Genomic DNA, 21,150 nt, shown 5'->3' on the forward strand with positions numbered 1-21,150 from the left:
TTACATTAGCATTTGTTACTATTAAACTTTCAATGTTACAACTATAAAGTTTTTTTAATGTTAAGCTTATGTATATAAACACTTATTTTATAGATAATTATACACATATAAAGCCACTATATAGGTTACAAATAAACCCTCAAGCCTGTTTAATAAAAATTATTTTAAGCATAGAAATATTAAAATACAGCTTAGACAATTGGTACCTTTGTTAAAAACAAAAACAAGATGTTTCTATCTCAAAACATAACGGAAGTATTATTACTTGTATTGCTAATTATAACCTTTGGTTACAGCGCCTTTGAAAAGATTTCAGATTTTAAAGGACAAGTATTCTGGTTGACAGATTACTTTAAAAATACGTTTATGGCCAGGTTTATAAAAATAGCTTTAATAAAAGTACTCGTATTAGAGGTTATAGCTACTCTTTTATGTATTGTAGGCTCCTTTTACCTTATAACAGAGAACATGCCGCAAATAGCCTTATATGGATGTATATTGTGTGTTCTGGTGCTATTTTCTTTTGTGATAGGGCAACGTATTGTTAAAGACTATGATGGTGCTAGAAATACAGTGATATACCTTATACCGGCTTTTGCATTGGTGTACCTACTCTCCCATTTATAAAACAGACTTTTTAAGGCCGTCTTGTATACATAACCAAAAATAGTTGAAAAACGATTTATACTTAGTACGGTCTACAGCGATCTCTTGCTGCTTAAATTTCTCCTTATCCTTTTTAACAAAAATATTGGCAATGGCCGATAGTACTTTATTCTTCTTACGCTTGTTATTCTTATTTAAAACAGCAACTTCTAAATTGTTATAAGTAATTGAAAAAGCTCCTTTGGCACTGCTGTCTGTACCATAAAAATTGAATAACACATCGTCTACTTTGCCATCCAATTCAATTCGCATATTAGGTTTTAAAAAGTTATTAAGCTCTTTTACCGATACCGTACCCAGCGATCCTTGTATTTCAAAATAATCTTGCTCATTGTGAATATCAAACATCCAATCAATGTGTAATGGAGCTTCTTTAAGGAATTTACTATCAATATTAATACGAGTTTTCTTTCCTTTGTTTATGTTGTCAATGTTTGCTATGGCAATATGTAAATCGTCAAAAGTCAATTTACCAGCTTCATCTCGTTCCGGTAATTTCTCTTCGTACACAATAGTACTATTGGCTATATCAATACTATCCACTTTTAAGTCCGCATTTAAATCACGTAACATTTTACTGTAAAGTGGTTTAAAGCTAAACTCTCGCTGCACCTTCTTATCTCTATATAATTGAAAATTGGCACCATCAATATTTATTTCAGGAATTATCACCTCAGGTTTCTCCTTGAGCAAATCAAAAGAATAATCGTTTACCACAACAGATTGTATTTGTAAATCCATCCAATCTGTTTGATATGGTATATGATTTACATATTCCTTTTTAGAATATTTGGGCTCTAATGCCAATCCCCCAACCTCAATTTTAGAATGTTCCACGTGGAAACTTTGCACTCTAAGTTCCTGAATATCATTAATATCCTTATAAATTTCTGAGAGTCTAACCGATTTCAAGGTATACTGAAAGGGTATTTTTTTGGTGATTGTTTCTTTAGAAACTAGAAGATCCTCTAGCAAAACTTCAATGTTTTTTGCAGTAGTATCTAAACTATCAGCAATATTGTACATGGCTATACTACCATTTTTTACCGTTAAATTTTTGATTTCAAAAGACTTTTTAAAATCTGAAGTAGGCTGCTTTTCTGTAGTACTATCTACTTTTGCTTTATAAATCTCTACACTAGGATGCTCTAACCGAATCTCTGATATCTTAATATCATCTGAGCATAGTACATTGAATAAACTAGAAAAATTTATATTGACAGACTTTAACTGTACATGAATACTATCCTTATCACGGTTTTTACTAGAAAGTTGTATGCTGTCTATAAACGCTGTAGTATTCAGCAAATTAATGTCTACATCGGCAATATTCACCTTAAAATTTTTGGATAATTCTTGCTCTATTTTATCCTTGGCAATATCCGCAATAAAAAAAGCACCAACCACACCTACTAAAAGTGTTATTAGTACTATAAATGCAACAACTTTAAATCCTTTAGATAGTTTCACCCTATTTTTTAAGGGATATTACAAAAAAAAGCGCTGTAGTACAGCGCTTTTAATTTTTATTTATGCTTTTTTTAACCAATTAGTTTCTAGCATATTCATCGTTTAATGCTTTTAAAACATCCTCTGTTATATCTTTAGACTCTTCGCCGTACATAACGCTACCAGCATCGTTAGAACCTAAAATATAAGTGTATTTGTGCTCTTTACCGTAAGTACCAATAAATTTCTTCACCTTTTTCAACAACGTATCAATCTCTTTCTGGCTATCTTGACCAATCATGTACTCTTGGTTTTGAAATTGCTCTGTCCAATACTGTTGTTTTTGCATTAACCCATTATACTTCTCTTGAGCTTTAGCTTGAGACATACTTTTAGCCTGATCTTGAAAATCTTTAGCTTCTATTTGAAGTGCTTTACTAACACTATCCTTTTTAATATCTAATTTCTCAAATTTATCTTTGTACTTAGTTTCAATATCTTTTCTTCCTTGATATTCTTTCAATAACTCTGTTCTATCTACAAAAACAATTCTTTCTTGTTCTCCACAAGAAACTAATCCTACTAGCGCAATAATTGCAACAACTAATTTTTTCATCTCTATTTGTTTAATCTATAAATTGATTCATTGTTCATGTTGAAATTTAAACGCTAAAAATCAACGAAAGCAAAAATAATAAAGTGGCGCTTATATTAAAGCATTGCCAGTATCATTTTTAAGTAAATTCCTTGTATAAGGAATTTCAATACTAAAATTTATTAATTATAAGAAATTCTTATAAAAATCGGCTCATTTTAAGCCGATTTAAGACACTTTTAAAAAAAGGTAATATAATTTAACCTTACCTAGTCTTAAATAAGCTAAAAATAGCTTTAAAATGTATTTTTTACTTTTTTAGCACATAAATTAGAGAAGAATAGGCACCAGAACGCTTCGCTTTCCAATTTGAGCGCCAACCAATCCAAAAGGCTTTAAAAAAATTCATTTTTCCGCTTTTATATTTTTCAGATAATAACGACACATAAAATGCATCAAAAACCATAGGTAGTACTTTCACCAAATTAAAACCCTGTTTACCGAAAACATTTTTTATAGCCGTTTTAGAAAAATGCCACAAATGTCTTGGTACATCAAATGCTGCCCAAAACTGTTTATAATAGGCAGCATCATAACTTTCATAATTTGGAACTGCAATTACCAAAACACCGTTCGGTTTTAAGAAACTACTAATCTGCTCAATTTGTTTTTCTAGGTTTGGTAAATGTTCTAACACATGCCATAGGGTAATAACATCAAATTTTTGGTTAGGCAACTTATCTAATGAAGAAAACAAATTAACTCCCTTGTTAGCAGCATTCGTAATAGCAGCATCATTAGGTTCTACTCCACACACCTTCCATCCTTTATTTTTTGCAGCCAACAAAAAATCTCCGGTACCTGCCCCTACATCTAACAAATTTTTCTCAGTAGTTTGAAAAGAATCAATAAGTGCTACCTTTTTTGCTAAGGCATATTTTTTAACAATATGATATACTTTTTCAAAAACAGAACGCTTTGCATCTGTATGCGAAATATAATCTTCACTTTCGTAATAAGCAGGTAACGCCTCTTCTGATGGTTGTGGTGTTGTCTTTAACATTTTCAACTCCGCATCTAAAACCAACTTAAAAGTTTCCTTTGAAACGGAATGATCCTTGACCTCTAAAAATATGTGTTCTCTATCCATTATAAATAAGAATTCCTGCCCAAAGGCAGGAATTATTTTTAATATTGTTTCACGTGGAACTGCATTATCGTCCCATATAAACCAGCATAATACTAATATCACTAGGAGAAACCCCACTAATACGAGAAGCTTGCGAAAGCGTTGCTGGTTTAATCTTCTTTAATTTTTCTCTTGCCTCAAAAGATACAGAAGTTAATTTATCGTAATTAAAATTGGCAGGAATTCTAATATCCTCTAACCTATTTAGTTTATCTGCATTATTCTTCTCTTTTGCTATATAACCCGAGTATTTAATTTCTATCTCTGTTTGCTCTAACACCTCGGTATCTAAATCATGTTCTTTAATATACTCGGCAACCTCTGCAAACTGCTTCATATGATCCATAGTAACCTTTGGTCTAGAAAATACTTTATACATTTTATCAGACTGTTTCATAGGAGCCGAATTCAAATCATCTAAAACAGGATTAGCATCTTCAGGTTTTAAACTCGTTTCTTTGAAAAAGTTAATAAAGGCATTAGCCTTTTGTTGCTTTTCTTCCATACGAATCATACGAGATTCTTTTGCCAAACCAATATCGTACCCTCTTGGTGTTAATCTAATATCAGCATTATCTTGACGTAACAAAGTTCTATACTCTGCTCTAGAGGTAAACATACGGTATGGCTCCTCAGTACCCTTGGTAATAAGGTCATCTATTAACACCCCTATATACGCTTCGTTTCTTTTCAAAATAAACTCCTCTCTACCCTGTACCTTTAATGCAGCATTAATACCCGCCATTAAACCTTGAGAAGCCGCTTCTTCATATCCGGTAGTACCATTAATCTGACCCGCAAAATACAACCCAGAAACTAATTTAGTTTCTAATGTATGTCTTAACTGAGTTGGTGGAAAATAATCATACTCTATAGCATAACCAGGTCTAAAGAATTTTACATTTTCAAAACCAACTACAGAACGCAGTGCTTTAAATTGTACATCCTCTGGTAACGAAGTAGAAAAACCATTAACATAATACTCCACCGTATTCCAACCTTCTGGCTCTACAAACATCTGATGACGATCCTTATCTGCAAAACGATTAATCTTATCCTCAATCGATGGGCAATATCTCGGGCCTACACTTTTTATAGAACCATTAAACATAGGTGATCTGTCAAAACCAGAACGCAATACATCATGTACTGCTTCACTAGTATACGTCATATGACAATCTCTCTGTTTTGTCAAAGGCTTTGTAACATCTGAATACGAAAATTTCTCAGGATTTTCATCACCCGGCTGCGCTAGCATTTTATCAAAATTCAAAGAACGACCGTCCACTCTTGGAGGTGTTCCTGTTTTCATTCTACCAGCTTCAAAACCTATATTCACCAAATCTTCTGTAATACCAGTAGCAGCTCTTTCACCTGCTCTACCACCTCCAAATTGTTTCTCACCAATATGAATTAAACCATTCAAAAAGGTACCATTGGTAAGTACAACAGATTTAGCATATACCTCAATTCCCAGAGATGTTTTCACCCCCTTTATAACTCCATCCTTAATAATAAGTCCGGACACCATTTCTTGATAAAAATCTAAATTAGGTGTATTTTCAAGCATGGTTCTCCACTCTTCAGCAAACCTCATACGGTCACTTTGAGCACGTGGTGACCACATAGCAGGACCTTTTGACTTATTCAACATTTTAAATTGAATAGCCGTTTTATCTGTTACAATTCCACTATAACCACCCAGTGCATCTATCTCTCTAACTATCTGCCCCTTTGCAATACCACCCATAGCCGGATTACAAGACATCTGCGCAATGTTTTGCAGATTCATTGTAATAAGCAACGTACTAGCTCCCATATTCGCGGCCGCTGCCGCGGCCTCAGAACCAGCATGCCCTGCACCCACTACTATAACATCATATTCTCTATCAAACATACATTTTTTATCTTATCGTTCCACGTGGAACACCATTTTAAAACATCCTAGAAAATGTTTCACGTGGAACTTAAATTCTTAATTTAGATGCTTACTGTTCCACGTGAAACATAGCAATTTTTTCCTCTTCTTTACTACGCATCAAAGCTGATGCCTCGTCATCTTTATCTTTATAGCCACAATAGTGTAACACACCATGCGCCATTACGCGTAATAATTCTGTATCAAATTCAACCTCAAAATCCTTTGCATTATCTTCCACTCTTTCCACCGATATAAATATATCCCCAGAGATAATATCACCCTCTGTATAATCAAAACTTATGATATCTGTTAAGGTATCGTGGTCCAAATATTCCACATTAATTTTATGCAAATATTCATCATCACAAAAGATATAATTCACCTCTCCTAACAACTTATCCTCACTAGCTATAATAGCTTCTATCCATTTAAAATAAGTGTCTTCATTACTTATTTTAAAACTACATTCAGAATGAAAATTAATCATTTGACTTAATATATTGATTTACTTTTTCTTTATAAAATTGGCGCAAAGGTAATACTTGTCTATTTAATATTTCAACCTGCTCAAAATATTCTTTTAAGCGTTCAATATTTTCATTGTTCCCATTATAATCACGGGTATTCGTATTGCTCTCACGTTCCTCTTTTTGTCCCTGCTCAAAGGCAGCGTTTTCTAATTTTATTAACTGCTGCTCTATCATCTTCATCTTCTTAAAGACCGATTCAGTAATACCTCTGGTTAACAACTCCTCTTCTACATTCTCCATTTGTCTAATAGTATTCTGAGTATTCTTTCGTTGTTCTTGCGTAAGCTTGCCTTCTAACTGCTTTTCAAGTTCCTGACGTAACAATTGCTGTTGCTTGTATATTTCATATACCTGTTCCGGGCTCATCTCTCCACCACCATTACCTCCATTACCGTTTTCACCAGAAGCACCAGGCTTACCTTCTTTACCAGGTTTCTCACCATTTTTACCTTTACCATCTTTCTTCTCTCCTTCTCCTTCTTTCTGTTCACCTTTACCTTTTCCTTCTCCATCTTTACCACCCATTTGTCCCTGCATTTTGGCATTCATTTCTTGCTGAGACATAATCATATCTTGCAACTGTTGCCCAGGTGATGGCATATTCCCTTGCCCCGAACCACTAGCTTGCATCTGCATCATCATTTGCATATTGTTTAAAGCATCACTTAGCAAATCGGCTAAGTTATTAATGTGTGTTAACGAATACTGTTGACTACTTAATCCTTGATATATATTATTTTCTGCTAAGGTTTCTAAACTCTTATCCATATTGAAATAGACCTCTTCAATCTCATCATTTATCTTAACAGATATCATAGGCTGTCTACTAGCTAAGGCAAATAAACTATCATCAACATGTTCAAACATAACTTTTAGTTCCTGTTGTCTTATCAAATGTTTAGAGAACCCGCCCGATGTAGTTGCATACTTAGATAATTGAGCTTCTATATACTCTTGCTCTTCACTCACAAATAATAAATTATCTAATATCTGTCTAAGCATTTCTATATCTTCCTGCATCTGCTCTCCACCAGGGCTAGATAATGAACCTTGCATAGCACTACTCATTTTTTTCATTTTCTGGGCAGCACTTTTTTGTTTCTTCTGAGCACTCTTACTAGCACCATCCTGCTTTTCAGTATTAGGATCAGATTCTGACTTTTCAAGATTTTCTGTAGCCTCTTGTTGATCTTTTTTTACTTCATCACTGTCTTTTTTATCTACCGGGATATCCATAGGTTTTTTTAAACCTTCATTCTCTTTTTTAAGTTCGTCAAGTTCTTTACTTAATTTATCGAACTCCTCATTAATCTCCTGTTGTTTTTCAATAGTATTTTCATCCTTACTTTTCTCAGATAAGGCTTCTTGTTTTTTGCTTAATTCTTCCAACTCCTTACCTAGCATATCGGTTTTTTGCGCTACATAATAACGCTTTACTAACTCAAGCATTTGCTTGGTATCTCTGCTAGCTTTATTTTTCTCTTTTTTGAACTCTTCAAGTTTTTTAGACATTTCTTCATTACTCAACTCATCTAAGTATTTCTCCATTTCTTCAAGCATCTTCTGCTCCTCTTCCATTTTCTTTTGCAAGCGTTCTAAACGCTCTTCTAAATACTTATCAGTTTCTTTGTCTAAGTTATTTTCCTGCTTAAATTTTTCAAGATTTTCCTTTAACTCTTGCGTTAATTTTTCAAAATCTTTAGCCTCTTGCTGTTCTTTTTGTAAATAATTTTGAACCTTTTCTTTATCACTATAACTAAGCTGTTTCTTCTCTTTTTGCAATTGAGAAATTTGATCTAACTCTTTAGAATTTTCCTTAGACTTTTCAACTTTAGCATCTAGACTTTTAATATTACTTTCCTGTTTCTTTAATAACTCATTACTAATTTGATTATCTGAAAGTGCATCATATGATAGAACTTTAGAAGTAGCTCTTTTGTGTCCATGAAACGGATCGTTATCATATGTTTCATAATAAAACTCATAACTAGTACCCTGACTTAATTTTATAGTATCAGGAAAAACGGAAACAAATTCTGTAACATTACCAACATTACCGGATAATTGTACTCTATGAACATCATCAGGATTATTGACATTATAATACACCAAATTGGTTTTACTAATACCATAATCATCTGTAACACTTCCTTTGACAACGTAGGTTGGTACCACCGCACTATCTTTCACATACTCTATTCTTATACTAGGATTTTCATCTTTTAAAACATTCAAACTATAATTAAAGCTTTCATATGTTTTTACTGCTTCATTATTTGTAGACAGCTCATACCTGCTATCCTGAAATAATTGTTTCTGAAACTGAAATGATGTACCATCCTTTTCAAATGAAATTACTGTATCCGTATCCTTATACAAAACCTCATCAGTAGCGGTAGTTTCTAATTTCCAAGAAACCTTTGTACCTTCAGGTATTAATGCATTACCCGTAGATTTAATTACCTCATCTTCCTTACCCGTATAACTTGGATAATCTAAACTCATAGAAAAATTTAGAACCACTGGTACTGCTACTACATGCAATTTGTATTCACGTGAAACAACAGCATTAGATTCTAAATAGAAATTAGTATCCTTCTTTAATCCAGTAAAAGTATACTCATACATATCTACCGAAGTACGCTTCATAAAATACTCTTGTCCCTCATAATTCACTATTACATTATCTGGCAACACATCCCCAATCAATTTTACGGATAACATATAGGGTTTACCCTCCTCAACATTCATTGTTTTATTCAAAATATTGAAGGAATATGGTGCTGGTGGTTCATAATACGTAGAATAATTAACTACCCTAGTATAACTATCTGTAAACCAATTAAATGAACCAATTGAAACTATAATTAAAATAATAATTGCCGGAATGAGTAAATATTTAGCATATTTAAAACTCGATTTAAAATTAATAGCACTCTGAAAAGGTATGGGAGATAACTCCATACTCTTCTGATCTATACTTGCTAATAATAACTCAGAAGTATTTTTATCTTCAGCCAATTGTACTAAGTTCACCAACTTATCATCTACTTCAGTAAAATGGGCACCTATTAATTTAGAGGCTTGGTTATTATCAATTCCTCTTTTAAGCTTTAACAAATAAGCAATTGGAATACCAATAAACTTAACAAACAAAAATAATTCTACACCAATAAACACCCAGAACAAGATCATTCTTACGGTAGAAGATAACCACAAGAAATGCTCTACTAATAGGGTGAAAATAAAATAACACAACCCAATAGCTAAAAACAATATAATTCCCTTGATCAGCTCATTCATATAAAATTTTTGAATGAATTGATTTAGCTTATTCTTAATTGTATTGTAACTTGAGTATTCCATGTATCTAATTTAATCTAAAAACAATAGGGTATGAAAAAGTTACTTTCTCAGATTCATTACGTAGCGTAAAAGGTTTATACTTAAACAAACGTATGATACGTTTTGCTTCTTCTTCAAAACCAGGATGAGCATCTGACGTAGCATCAAGTACTTCCACAGTACCATCAGGATAAATTGTAAAATTCACATAAGTTCTAGAAGACAAATTAGCGTTTCTTAAGAAATCAGGATATGCAAATGTATTTTTCACATGCTCGTCAAGTGCACTTTTAAAATCCTTTTTATCTATTTCTATAGGCGATTTATAACTACTCCCCTTTTCATCAAAACCTTCACTTCTAATTAACTTATCATTTTCATCATGGTAATAAATCCAACTTACAGCACCACTATCATAATAAAATTTTTCCTTGTACGTGTTGTTAAAACCATCTACCCTAACAAACTGAATTTCTCCAACATTTTTGAAAAATACAATTGAATCTCTAGTTTCATCTAAATGATACACTTTTTTAGAAGGATCCCCATTTTCCAAAAAAGCACTCATTTGCTTCACAAATTTGTCTTCTTTCATCACATAAGTTCCAGAAACCAAACCATTCTCATGATAACTGGTAAACGTACCCTCTTTCTGGTCATCTACATAAAAGCCAACTTTTTTTAAAGGACCCTCTTCATAAAATTGTTCATACCTTCCTTGTTTCATACCAGACTCATAAAAAATCCATTCTTTTAAATTACCATTTCGGTAATAGGTTTTTAATGTATCTATATAACGTCCACGCTTATCAACAGTACCTTCACATTCTAAATAATCATTACCTATAGCTATGTAAAAATCTTTAAAAGTTACCGTTTTATTCACTGCTTTATCAGCAAAAACTCTTTTGTAAATGGGTAATTTAGTTGTTTCTTGGTTCTTATCCATCTTCAAATACTGTACCTCACCTACAAACTTTTGTGAAAAACTTTCAAATCCTGTTAATAGCATGCATAAATACACGCATAAACTAATGTGTTTCATTCTTACTTATTGGTTTTTATAACTTATAAAATTACAATATATTATTATATAAACAGGTTGTTAACATCTAAACTTAAAATCTTTGTACTTTTGTGCCTTTAAAAATATTCACAATGACTAAACCCGTAAGAGTACGTTTTGCACCTAGCCCAACAGGGCCATTACACATTGGTGGTGTACGTACAGCATTATTCAACTATTTATTTGCTAAAAAAAATAACGGTACATTTTACGTAAGAATAGAAGATACCGACCAAAACCGATTTGTTGAAGGTGCTGAAGCATATATTTTTGAGGCTTTAGAATGGTTAGGAATTGCACCTGACGAAACCGTAGGAGTTAACGAAAAATTTGGTCCTTACAGACAAAGTGAACGTAAAGATGTATACAAACAATATGCAGATGAATTAGTAGCTGCTGGTAAAGCCTACTATGCCTTTGATTCTGCTGAAGACTTAGATAAACAACGTGCTACAGCTGAAGCAGCAGGGAAAACGTTTATCTACAACTGGGAAAATCGTGGAACATTAGATACTTCTATCAACTTAACCGAAGAAGAATTGAATACGCGACTAGCAAAAGGAGACCCATTTGTAATCCGTTTTAAAATGTATGATGCAACTACGGATGCTGAAACCATAGAAGCTACAGATTTAATACGTGGTAATGTTAGTTTTAAAAGAGCCTTATTAGATGATAAGGTGTTATTTAAACAAGACGGATTACCTACCTATCACCTAGCAAATATTGTAGACGATCATTTAATGGAAACCTCTCATGTGATACGTGGCGAAGAGTGGTTACCTTCTTTACCGTTACACATTGCTTTATATGAAGCATTTGGTTGGGATGCACCAGAATTTGCACATTTACCATTGATAATGAAACCTGTAGGAAAAGGTAAATTAAGTAAACGTGACGGTGATAAATTAGGTTTCCCTGTATTTCCTTTAGATTGGAAAACTGCAGATAGTTTTTCTATGGGATATAGAGAACAAGGGTATTTTCCAGAAGCTGTTGTAAATTTCTTAGCCCTTTTAGGTTGGAATGATGGTACCGATAAAGAACTATTTTCATTAGAAGAATTAATAGCTGCTTTTGATTTGTCTAGAGTGAATAAATCTGGAGCTAAATTTGACCCGGAAAAGAACAAATGGTTCAACCATCAATATTTACAGGAGAAAGATGATGCTGAAATAGCAACCTTGTTTTTACCAATAGTACAATCACATACAACTAGTAACTTAGAAACTGTAACCAAAGTAGTTAGCTTAGTGAAAGAACGTGCTAATTTTATAACAGATCTTTGGGAACTGTCTGATTACTTTTTTGTTACGCCTACTGAATATGATGCTAAAGCTTCTAAAAAACAATGGAAGGAACAAACTCCTGAAATTATGAAAGAGCTTATAGCCATTGTAAGCGGTATAGAAGAGTTTACTTCTACAAATACAGAAACCGTTGTTAAGAACTGGTTACAAGAAAAAGGGTACGGATTTGGACAAGTGATGCCTCCGCTACGCTTATCATTAGTAGGTGCTATGAAAGGTCCTCATGTATTTGATATTGTAGAGCTATTAGGAAAAGAAGAAACCTTATTACGCATACAAAAAGCAATAGACACTTTATAATTTTAAAAGCCACTTACTTAAGTGGCTTTTTTTATACTGTAACATTATGTATAAATTACGACTAATATTGTATAACTTCGTTTCATTCGATTATTCAATTTAATCATAACTCAATAAATACATACATAATGGCATTTTTTCCTTTTCTTTTAATTGGTATTGCATTACTAATTGCATTTGGTGCATTCTTTACCGTGAAACAACAAACTGCAGTAATTGTAGAAACATTTGGTAAATTCAGTAGCATAAGACATTCTGGTTTACAATTTAAAATACCCATTTTTCAGCGTATTGCAGGTAGAGTAAGTTTAAAAATTCAACAACTTGATGTTATTGTAGAAACAAAAACATTAGATGACGTATTTGTACGTTTAAAAGTATCTGTACAATATGTGGTTATTAAAGAAAAAGTATACGAGGCTTTTTACAAATTAGAGTATCCGCATGACCAAATTACATCGTACGTATTTGACGTTGTACGTGCAGAAGTACCTAAAATGAAATTAGACAACGTGTTTGTTAAAAAAGATGATATTGCTATTGCAGTAAAAGCTGAATTACAAGATGCAATGATAGAATACGGTTTTGACATCATTAAAACGCTTGTAACGGACATTGACCCTGACTCTCAGGTGAAGGAGGCTATGAACAGAATTAATGCCGCAGAACGCCAAAAAACAGCTGCACAGTTTGAAGGAGATGCTCAACGTATCTTAATTGTTGAAAAAGCAAGAGCAGAAGCAGAAAGCAAACGCTTACAAGGACAAGGTATAGCAGACCAACGTAGAGAAATTGCTCGTGGGTTAGAAGAATCTGTAGAAGTACTAAACCGTGTTGGTATAAGCTCTCAAGAAGCTTCAGCTTTAATTGTAGTTACCCAACATTACGATACCTTACAAGCTATTGGTGAAGAAACTAACAGTAACCTTATCTTATTACCTAACAGCCCGCAAGCTGGTAGTGATATGCTAAACAACATGGTAGCCTCTTTTACAGCAAGTAACCAAATGAGCGAAGCTATGAAACAACAACAAATAGCTAAAGACGCTTCTAAAAATGATACTAAATAACTAGTAAAATAGTTCGTAATACTATCAAACAAAAAACCCTTAACATGCAATGCATCGTTAAGGGTTTTTTAATTTAAACTAACCAATTTATTTACTCAAACTAAACTATTTTGTGTACTCTTATAATATTTTTTTAATTAATAACGATATCAAAAACTTCTTAATTATACCAGGAATACCACCTAGTAAATTAATAGGATGAAATTGATCCTTAGCTTTTGTAACATTCAGTTTTATCTTTTCATAAGCTATATCTTTCTCAAGTTTACGTATAGCTAAATCATTGTCTATTTCTTCAAAACTCTTATAAACTCTCATAGGCACAGGGTATTTATTTTTCATCCATATCTTTTAATTCATCAAAAAAGTTAGCTGAAAATTCTTCCAGTATCTTTCTTTCCATGAATTTCTTATTGTAGTGGAATATTAACGCCACTATGATGTAAAACACACCTACAATTAAAAATCCTAAGAATTCATTGTCTAATAAACTACCAATACCCTTAGAAACCGCAAATGAAATAAATATAATACCTATAACCAGTATAAAACCAGTTACTAGTAGTTTAGATAATGAGGTAATACTTAATGTTAATAGCTTAAATGCTTTTAACTTATAATAAGCTATACTCGCATTCATATACTTTTGAGTATTCTCATTTACCTCATTAACATTATCTTTTAATTCGTCAATCATTTTGGTTGGTTACCTAACTTATACATTTACATTAGCTTCTACTTCTACTGGTGCTGCATGATGCCCTTTTTGAAGTTTAGCATTTTTTTCTTTTAACGCTTCTAATTTCTTTTCCATAGCATTAATTACATCCTCAGCTTTATAACTCATATTAGAAACAACATCTTCTAATTTTGTTTCAAAGTCTTGTTTTTTGGCATCAGCTGTATGCGATAATTCTTCTGCAAGTTTAGAAACCTTTAAAGCAATATCATCTTTCGTTTCAAGAGCTTTATCTTTAATTAATTTTCTTGTTTTATCTCCTTTATCAGGTGCAAATAAAATTCCGAATGTGGCTCCTAATGCTGCCCCAGCAGCTAATGCAACTATAGTACTTCCTGTCTTATTCATAACAATTTTTTTTTTGGTTTATTAATTTTCTTTTGACTAAAATTAGTTTTTTTAATAGGAAAATACTGTTAATAACCAGTTAATTGATAATACATTAACAAATAAAAAAAGCACCCATTTTGGGTGCTTTTGATTTATTTTGATTGAAAAAATACTATTTATCTGCCAATTTTGCCCAAGTATCACGCAAACCAACAGTTTTATTAAATACCAAATTATCAGCATTAGAATCTCTGTCTACACAGAAATACCCTAAACGTTGAAATTGGAAAGTCTCGCCTTCCTTAGCATCTTTTAAGCTAGGTTCTACATAACCAGTAACTACTTTTAAAGAATCAGGATTTATAAACTCTAAGAAATCCTTCTCTTTATGAGAATCTGGTGCCTCATTTGTAAACAATCTATCATAAATTCTTACTTCAGATTCAACAGCATGGTTTATAGAAACCCAATGTAGTGTTCCTTTAACTTTACGCATACTAGCCTCAGTACCACTACCACTTCTACTATCTTCATCATACGTACAATGAATTTCGGTAATATTACCCTCTTCATCTTTAACACAGCTTTCTGCTTTAATTATATAGGCATTCTTAAGTCTTACTTCACCACCTAACTTTAATCTAAAGAACTTACGGTTAGCTTCTTCTCTAAAATCTTCTCTTTCAATATAAATTTCACGAGAGAAAGGAACCTTTCTATAGGTCATTACTTCTTCCTCAGGGTTATTCTCTGCATCTAACCATTCTTCTTGACCCTCCGGATAATTAGTAATAACCACTTTAACCGGATCTAAAACACCCATAACACGGTGTGCCGATTTATTTAAATCTTCACGAACACAGTATTCTAATAAAGAAACATCAATTAAATTTTCTCTTTTAGCAATACCAATAGTATCTGCAAAATTTCTAATAGATGTAGGGGTATAACCACGTCTTCTCAATCCTGAAATAGTAGGCATTCTAGGATCATCCCAAGCAGTTACATGTCCTTCTTGTACAAGCTTTAATAACTTACGCTTACTTACAATAGTATGGCTTAAATTACGTCTGGCAAACTCACGCTGTTTAGGGCGTACTTTATCTGAATCTCTTACCTGGTCTAAAAACCAATCATACAACTCTCTGTGCATAGCAAACTCAAGTGTACAGAAAGAGTGCGATACTTGCTCTATATAATCACTTTCCCCATGTGCCCAATCATACATTGGGTAAATACACCAATTATTAGCAGTTCTATGGTGGTACTTATGCATAATTCTATACATAATAGGGTCTCTCATTAACATATTTGAAGAAGCCATATCTATTTTAGCTCTTAATACATGCGTACCAGCTTCAAAATCGCCATTCTTCATGCGTTCAAATAGTTCAAGATTCTCCTCTACACTTCTATTTCTATACGGGCTATCTGTACCAGGTACGGTAGGTGTACCTTTCTGTTCTGCCATTTGTTCAGAAGACTGAGAATCTACATAGGCTTTCCCCTGCTTAATAAATTCTATTGCCCATAAATACAATTGTGGGAAATAATCAGAGGCATAGCATTCATGGTTCCATTCAAAACCAAGCCAAGCTACATCACGTTTAATAGCATCTACAAATTCTTGTTCTTCTTTCTCCGGGTTGGTATCATCAAAACGTAAATTTACAGGAGCTTTATAACGCAAACCTAATCCAAAATTTAAACAGATGGAACTAGCATGACCAATATGTAAATATCCATTTGGTTCTGGAGGAAAACGGAAACGTAATTCCTCATTGTTAAATCCATTTCTTAAATCCTCTTCTATAATATGCTCTATAAAATTGAGCGACTTCTTTTCTTCTGACATACGTATTTACAATGAATTACATTATAGCTACAAAAATAGAAATTACTAATAACAAACAATCAAACAATGCACTTATAATTACGTAATATGTACATTTGCATTTTTACAAACACTATTATGGGAATTATAAGGGTTACCAATATAAAATTATATGCCTACCATGGCTGCTTAACAGAGGAAAGTAAAATAGGTAGTAACTACCGTGTAGATGTTACTGTTAAAGCTAATTTACAACCCTCTGCAGATTCAGATGAATTAGCAGATACGGTAGATTATGTACATATAAACAAAATAGTTAAAGAAGAAATGATGGTGCGGTCTAAACTATTAGAGCATGTTGCTAAGCGTATTATAAACCGAATATTTGACGAAATTGCTATTGCTGAAGAAGCTACCGTTGCAGTATCTAAAATAAACCCTCCAATTGGCGGAAATGTAGAAATGGTAACTATTGAGATGAGTTTACAACGTACTTAGTAGCAAACTGCTTCTTTAACTTATTACGTTAGATGGTTAATAATCAAAGTTATTGCTACTAGAAATGTAAACAAACAAGTAAAATGAACATTTTTATAAACTGAATATACTTGTTAATAAAAAATAATTTAGTAGATTTGCGCTCCTGAAAGGGCATCGTGGCCGAGTGGCTAGGCAGTGGTCTGCAAAACCATGTACAGCGGTTCGAATCCGCTCGATGCCTCAAAAAGAAAAAGCGTTGATTAATTTCAACGCTTTTTTTTTATTATAAATAATAACTAATTATTTATTCTGCTTCTCGTAATTCCGGTTGTACATCTTCTTTTGTACCTTGATGAAACTCTAACTTCTTTTCTAAGTATTTCTTTTCATTTGGAAAAATACCTTGAAACATTAAAAAACATCCGCATACCACTATAATTACACTAATAATACGCTTTAGTTTATGTATTAAGCTTGGAGTAAGTTTGTTTTTTAATTGTTTAGCTAGTATAATTTTAATAGCATCTGTTACCAAATAAGTAATAATAATAGTAGCAAAAAAGATAAGTATTCTATTGGGCTGCATATCTAACTTAGGACCAAAAGAAAGTATAATTACCAACCAAAATCCTAACACCCCAATATTTATGAAATTAAGTAAAAACCCTTTGAAAAAGAAAGCTAAATAATTACTTCTTGGTAAATCTCCAACTTCATATTCTTCGTCTAACTTTTTATTATAATCTCTTTTCTCTTTTATATAACTAAAAACACCGTAGCACATCATAATCAGACCACCAAATATAAATAGAAATGGATCGTCTTTAATTCTCTCTAATAATTTTGAAGTACTAAAATAGGCCACTAAAATAAAAAATACATCTCCTGTAGCAGCTCCTAAGTCAAGCGTCATGGCAGCTCTAAAACCTTTACTAACACTGGTTTCTATTACTAGAAAAAAAATAGGTCCAATTGTAAAAGCAAGTAACCACCCTAAAGGAATAGCCGCAAAAACATCCTGTAACATTCTCTCAATTTATCAAATTATGAGCCTTACAACTCTTTTATCACTTCAAAAATAACGAATAAAGAAAAAAAAGCATTACAATTTTAAAATTATAATGCTTTCATGTTGCTATTAACTGTAAATTAATAAATGTATTTCATATTAATATTCTTTAATTCGTCCTCCTAAAAACGTCTTTTTATCAATCACTTTCGGATCACCGTACACATCAATATCACCACCGGCTCTAACTTCAGCTTCAACATACTCAGTAGCATAAATAACAGCCTCTCCACCAGCACTAACACTCACATAACTTTGTTTAGTATTTAAATCTTTACCATCGTACTCACCTCCGGTATTTATGGTAACATCTTGTGTATTAGCAGTACCTCTAGTTTCAATATTACCACCAGTAACGGCCTTAATTTCTACACGCTCTACATTTAAATACACACTAATTTCACCACCTTCTTGAGCTCTTAATATAATCTCAGTAACCTCCGAAGGATCTACATTTTCAATAAACGCTTGTTCATTAGCATCTATCAAATAAATTGGAGAACTATGGTAAAGCTCTACAAAAGTGTTATACCCATCAAAGGCTTCACTAATATCCATACGTACTTTTAGCTTACCATTTTTATTAACAATTTCTACATCGTTTTTATTTTTTCCTTTAATAATGGCCTTGTTCTCGGTACTATTAATCAACTTTACAGAAATTCCATCAAAGGCTTTTACTTCTGAAAATTCTCCTAATTCTTTTGTAATATCATTCTGGGCAAAACCTACCGCAGCTAACATTACTATAAAAAGTGTTACAATTGTATTTCTCATAATTTAACAACATTGGTTACAGGTATAAAGATGGCAATTTTTAAAAAATGTTACAGTTAAGTACCCCTTAAAGGATAGTTAAAAACTATAAAACATTTCAAATCAACCTAATACCTGTTCCTTACTTCCTATTAAATCAAAGTCTAAATGGCGTTTCATTAAATCGGTAGATTTCACTTTAACAACCACTTCATCTCCTAACTGATAAACATTTTTTGTTACTTCGCCTACAATAGCAAATTGTTTCTCATCAAAGGTATAGTAATCATCATCTATATCTCTAATACGAATCATCCCTTCACACTTATTCTCAATAATTTCTACATAAATACCCCATTCTGTAACGCCCGATATAACACCTAAGAACTGCTGATCTTTATGATCTTCCATAAACTTAATCTGCATATACTTAATGGAATCTCTTTCGGCATTAGCAGCTAAACTTTCCATATCAGAAGAATGCCTACACTTATCTTCATATTCCTCTTCTTTTGCTGAAGCACCTCCATCTAAATACAATTGTAATAAACGGTGTGCCATCACATCTGGGTAACGTCTAATAGGCGATGTAAAATGACTGTAATAATCAAATGCTAACCCATAATGCCCAATATTATCGGTAGTATATTTTGCCTTACTCATACTTCTAATAGCCATAGTATCTACAAGGTTTTGTTCTTTTTTACCTTGTACATCATGTAACAAACTATTTAAAGATGAAGTAATGGTTTTTCTATTTTTCATGTTCAAGCTATAACCAAATCTTGAGATAACACCTTGTAAAAGCATTAGCTTCTCATCATCTGGTTCATCATGTACACGATACACAAACGTTTTTTCTTGTTTAGAAACAAATTCTGCCACTTTTCTATTAGCAAGTAACATGAACTCCTCAATTAACTTGTTAGCGTCTTTAGCCTCTTTAAAATACACTCCTACGGGCTCGCTTTCTTCATTCAAGTTAAACTTTACCTCTACTTTATCAAAAGAAATAGCACCATGACTCATACGTTTGGTTCTCATTTTTTTGGCTAAAGCATCTAAGGTTAAAATAGCTTCTACAATAGGGGCTTCTACCTCATAAGCTTCTCCGGTTAAAGAAAGCTGTTCAGGTATTATATGTTCCTTAGTTTCTATAATGTGTTGTGCTTCTTCATACGCAAAGCGTCTGTCTGAATAAGTAGCCGTTCTACCAAACCACTGACTTACCACTTCTGCTTTCTCATTTAGTTCAAACACAGCAGAAAAAGTATACTTTTCTTCATGTGGGCGTAACGAACATGCATTGTTAGATAACACTTCTGGTAACATAGGCACTACCCTATCTACTAAATATACCGATGTAGCTCGGTTATAAGCTTCATCATCTAAAATGGTTCCGGGTTGTACATAATGCGAAACATCTGCAATATGAATACCTACTTCAAAATGTCCATTCTCTAATTTTTCAAAAGATAAGGCATCATCAAAGTCTTTGGCATCTTTAGGATCTATGGTAAACGTAAGTGTTTTACGCATATCTCTACGTTTCGCAATTTCTTCTTCTTTAATACTGGTATCTAACTGGTTAGCATAATGTTCTACCTCTAAAGGAAAATCATAAGGTAACCCATATTCTGCTAAAATAGCATGCATTTCGGTATTATGTTCGCCTGGTTTACCCAGTACTTCAATTACCTTACCGTATGGTGAATCAGCTTTTTCTGGCCAATCATTAATTTCTACAATAACTTTATCACCATTTTCTGCAGTACCTAATTTATTCTTGGTAACAAAAATATCGGTATACATTCTAAAGTCTGTTGGCACCACAAAAGCAAAGTTTGGATGCATTTGTACAATACCTACAAAATGTATTTTCTTACGCTGAATAATTTTAGTAATCTCACCTTCAAGCTTTTTACTATTTCTTCTTTTAGGGAATACATATACCTCTACTTCATCGCCATGCAATGCTTTGTTCAACATATTGGCAGGTATAAATACATCCTGTTCTAAATCATCACAAATAACATAAGCATTACCTTTTCCAGTAACATCTACAATACCTGTAAAATAATTTAAGTTAGGAATGGCTCTATATTTACCACGTTCTGGTTCTTCAATACGCTTACTTTCTTTCAGCTGAACCAATTTTTTAATCAATAAATTTCTTCCTGAAGTATCTGTAATATCTAGCTTAGCAGCTATCTGTTTGTAGTTAAACAGTTGATTAGGATTCTTTTCTAAAACGGTAAATATGCCTTTAGTAATTTCATTCTTCTTATGCTTCTCCGCTCTTTTTTTCTTTCTTGACATAAACAATTTTCTAATTGGCTATAATGTACAAATATTTTAATCGATAATTGATATTAAATAATTTAAGCCTGTTTTAAATTTTAATTAGGTAACCAACAAAAATCTATTACAAAGTAAACCTTTGAAACACCTTTTACCAACCTAAAAAAAATAAAAGTTAAAATTTTATTAAAAAAAATGTA

General features: G+C 32.6%; 18 protein-coding genes and 1 tRNA gene. 5 read left to right on the forward strand and 14 right to left on the reverse strand.

Translation table 11 applies throughout. From position 1 onward, the window contains the following. Positions 1 to 228 precede the first annotated feature (228 nt). Positions 229 to 627 carry a DoxX family protein gene (locus Y10_RS02645; RefSeq protein ID WP_281763814.1) on the forward strand — a complete coding sequence of 133 codons (399 nt, stop codon included), beginning with the start codon at positions 229 to 231 and terminating at the stop codon, positions 625 to 627. Here the strand turns inward: Y10_RS02645 and Y10_RS02650 are convergent. From Y10_RS02650 to Y10_RS02680, 7 genes are all read right to left on the reverse strand, one after another. Continuing rightward, on the reverse strand, positions 622 to 2,136 hold the full coding sequence (locus Y10_RS02650) for an AsmA family protein (protein ID WP_281763815.1): 1,515 nt from the start codon (positions 2,134 to 2,136) through the stop codon (positions 622 to 624). The genes Y10_RS02645 and Y10_RS02650 overlap by 6 nt on opposite strands. 79 nt (positions 2,137 to 2,215) lie before the next feature. Further along, on the reverse strand, positions 2,216 to 2,731 hold the full coding sequence (locus Y10_RS02655; protein ID WP_281763816.1) for an OmpH family outer membrane protein: 516 nt from the start codon (positions 2,729 to 2,731) through the stop codon (positions 2,216 to 2,218). A 289-nt stretch (positions 2,732 to 3,020) separates the two neighbouring features. Next, the gene (locus Y10_RS02660; RefSeq protein WP_281763817.1) at positions 3,021 to 3,860 is read right to left on the reverse strand and encodes a class I SAM-dependent methyltransferase; all 840 of its coding nucleotides are present in this window, start codon (positions 3,858 to 3,860) and stop codon (positions 3,021 to 3,023) included. A gap of 64 nt (positions 3,861 to 3,924) precedes the next feature. Next, positions 3,925 to 5,796, reverse strand: coding sequence for a tRNA uridine-5-carboxymethylaminomethyl(34) synthesis enzyme MnmG (gene mnmG / locus Y10_RS02665; protein WP_281763818.1), 1,872 nt, complete (start codon positions 5,794 to 5,796; stop codon positions 3,925 to 3,927). A gap of 91 nt (positions 5,797 to 5,887) precedes the next feature. Beyond that, complete coding sequence (gene ybeY, locus Y10_RS02670) at positions 5,888 to 6,307, reverse strand: rRNA maturation RNase YbeY (protein WP_281763819.1); 420 nt, start codon at positions 6,305 to 6,307, stop codon at positions 5,888 to 5,890. Next, a complete protein-coding gene (locus Y10_RS02675) occupies positions 6,300 to 9,653 on the reverse strand; it encodes a DUF4175 family protein (RefSeq protein WP_281763820.1) in 3,354 nt (1,117 codons plus the stop codon). The genes ybeY and Y10_RS02675 overlap by 8 nt, the downstream gene beginning before the upstream one ends. 67 nt (positions 9,654 to 9,720) lie before the next feature. Then, positions 9,721 to 10,740: an energy transducer TonB gene (locus Y10_RS02680; RefSeq protein ID WP_281763821.1), complete on the reverse strand. Its 1,020-nt coding sequence runs from the start codon at positions 10,738 to 10,740 to the stop codon at positions 9,721 to 9,723. A gap of 113 nt (positions 10,741 to 10,853) precedes the next feature. Between Y10_RS02680 and gltX the strand changes: the two genes are divergently transcribed. Continuing rightward, positions 10,854 to 12,371 carry a glutamate--tRNA ligase gene (gene gltX / locus Y10_RS02685; protein WP_281763822.1) on the forward strand — a complete coding sequence of 506 codons (1,518 nt, stop codon included), beginning with the start codon at positions 10,854 to 10,856 and terminating at the stop codon, positions 12,369 to 12,371. Positions 12,372 to 12,499: 128 nt separating this feature from the next. After that, positions 12,500 to 13,441 (forward strand): SPFH domain-containing protein, encoded by a 942-nt coding sequence (locus Y10_RS02690; RefSeq protein ID WP_281763823.1) that lies wholly within the window; start codon positions 12,500 to 12,502, stop codon positions 13,439 to 13,441. Positions 13,442 to 13,561: 120 nt separating this feature from the next. Here the strand turns inward: Y10_RS02690 and Y10_RS02695 are convergent, their stop codons facing one another. The 4 genes from Y10_RS02695 to Y10_RS02710 all read right to left on the reverse strand — a co-directional run bounded on the left by Y10_RS02695 (position 13,562) and on the right by Y10_RS02710 (position 16,365). Then, positions 13,562 to 13,759: a DUF6327 family protein gene (locus Y10_RS02695; protein WP_281763824.1), complete on the reverse strand. Its 198-nt coding sequence runs from the start codon at positions 13,757 to 13,759 to the stop codon at positions 13,562 to 13,564. Between the two features lie 13 nt (positions 13,760 to 13,772). After that, on the reverse strand, positions 13,773 to 14,138 hold the full coding sequence (locus Y10_RS02700; protein WP_281763825.1) for a phage holin family protein: 366 nt from the start codon (positions 14,136 to 14,138) through the stop codon (positions 13,773 to 13,775). A gap of 18 nt (positions 14,139 to 14,156) precedes the next feature. Next, on the reverse strand, positions 14,157 to 14,528 hold the full coding sequence (locus Y10_RS02705) for a YtxH domain-containing protein (RefSeq protein WP_281763826.1): 372 nt from the start codon (positions 14,526 to 14,528) through the stop codon (positions 14,157 to 14,159). A gap of 154 nt (positions 14,529 to 14,682) precedes the next feature. Further along, positions 14,683 to 16,365 (reverse strand): glutamine--tRNA ligase/YqeY domain fusion protein, encoded by a 1,683-nt coding sequence (locus Y10_RS02710; RefSeq protein ID WP_281763827.1) that lies wholly within the window; start codon positions 16,363 to 16,365, stop codon positions 14,683 to 14,685. Between the two features lie 117 nt (positions 16,366 to 16,482). On the opposite strand from Y10_RS02710, the gene folB reads away from it, so the two are divergent. Together folB and Y10_RS02720 are read left to right on the forward strand one after the other, a co-directional pair. Beyond that, positions 16,483 to 16,842: a dihydroneopterin aldolase gene (gene folB / locus Y10_RS02715; RefSeq protein WP_281763828.1), complete on the forward strand. Its 360-nt coding sequence runs from the start codon at positions 16,483 to 16,485 to the stop codon at positions 16,840 to 16,842. Positions 16,843 to 16,994: 152 nt separating this feature from the next. Further along, positions 16,995 to 17,065: transfer RNA gene (locus Y10_RS02720), tRNA-Cys, on the forward strand. 63 nt (positions 17,066 to 17,128) lie between these two features. Here the strand turns inward: Y10_RS02720 and Y10_RS02725 are convergent. The 3 genes from Y10_RS02725 to rnr form a co-directional block, all read right to left on the reverse strand. Beyond that, positions 17,129 to 17,851 carry a LysE family translocator gene (locus tag Y10_RS02725; RefSeq protein WP_281763829.1) on the reverse strand — a complete coding sequence of 241 codons (723 nt, stop codon included), beginning with the start codon at positions 17,849 to 17,851 and terminating at the stop codon, positions 17,129 to 17,131. A gap of 141 nt (positions 17,852 to 17,992) precedes the next feature. Beyond that, the gene (locus Y10_RS02730) at positions 17,993 to 18,670 is read right to left on the reverse strand and encodes a head GIN domain-containing protein (protein ID WP_281763830.1); all 678 of its coding nucleotides are present in this window, start codon (positions 18,668 to 18,670) and stop codon (positions 17,993 to 17,995) included. A gap of 102 nt (positions 18,671 to 18,772) precedes the next feature. Then, positions 18,773 to 20,968 carry a ribonuclease R gene (gene rnr / locus Y10_RS02735; protein WP_281763831.1) on the reverse strand — a complete coding sequence of 732 codons (2,196 nt, stop codon included), beginning with the start codon at positions 20,966 to 20,968 and terminating at the stop codon, positions 18,773 to 18,775. Between the last annotated feature and the right edge of the window lie 182 nt (positions 20,969 to 21,150).

The organism is Neptunitalea lumnitzerae, from assembly GCF_027924185.1.
GTDB lineage: Bacteria > Bacteroidota > Bacteroidia > Flavobacteriales > Flavobacteriaceae > Neptunitalea > Neptunitalea lumnitzerae.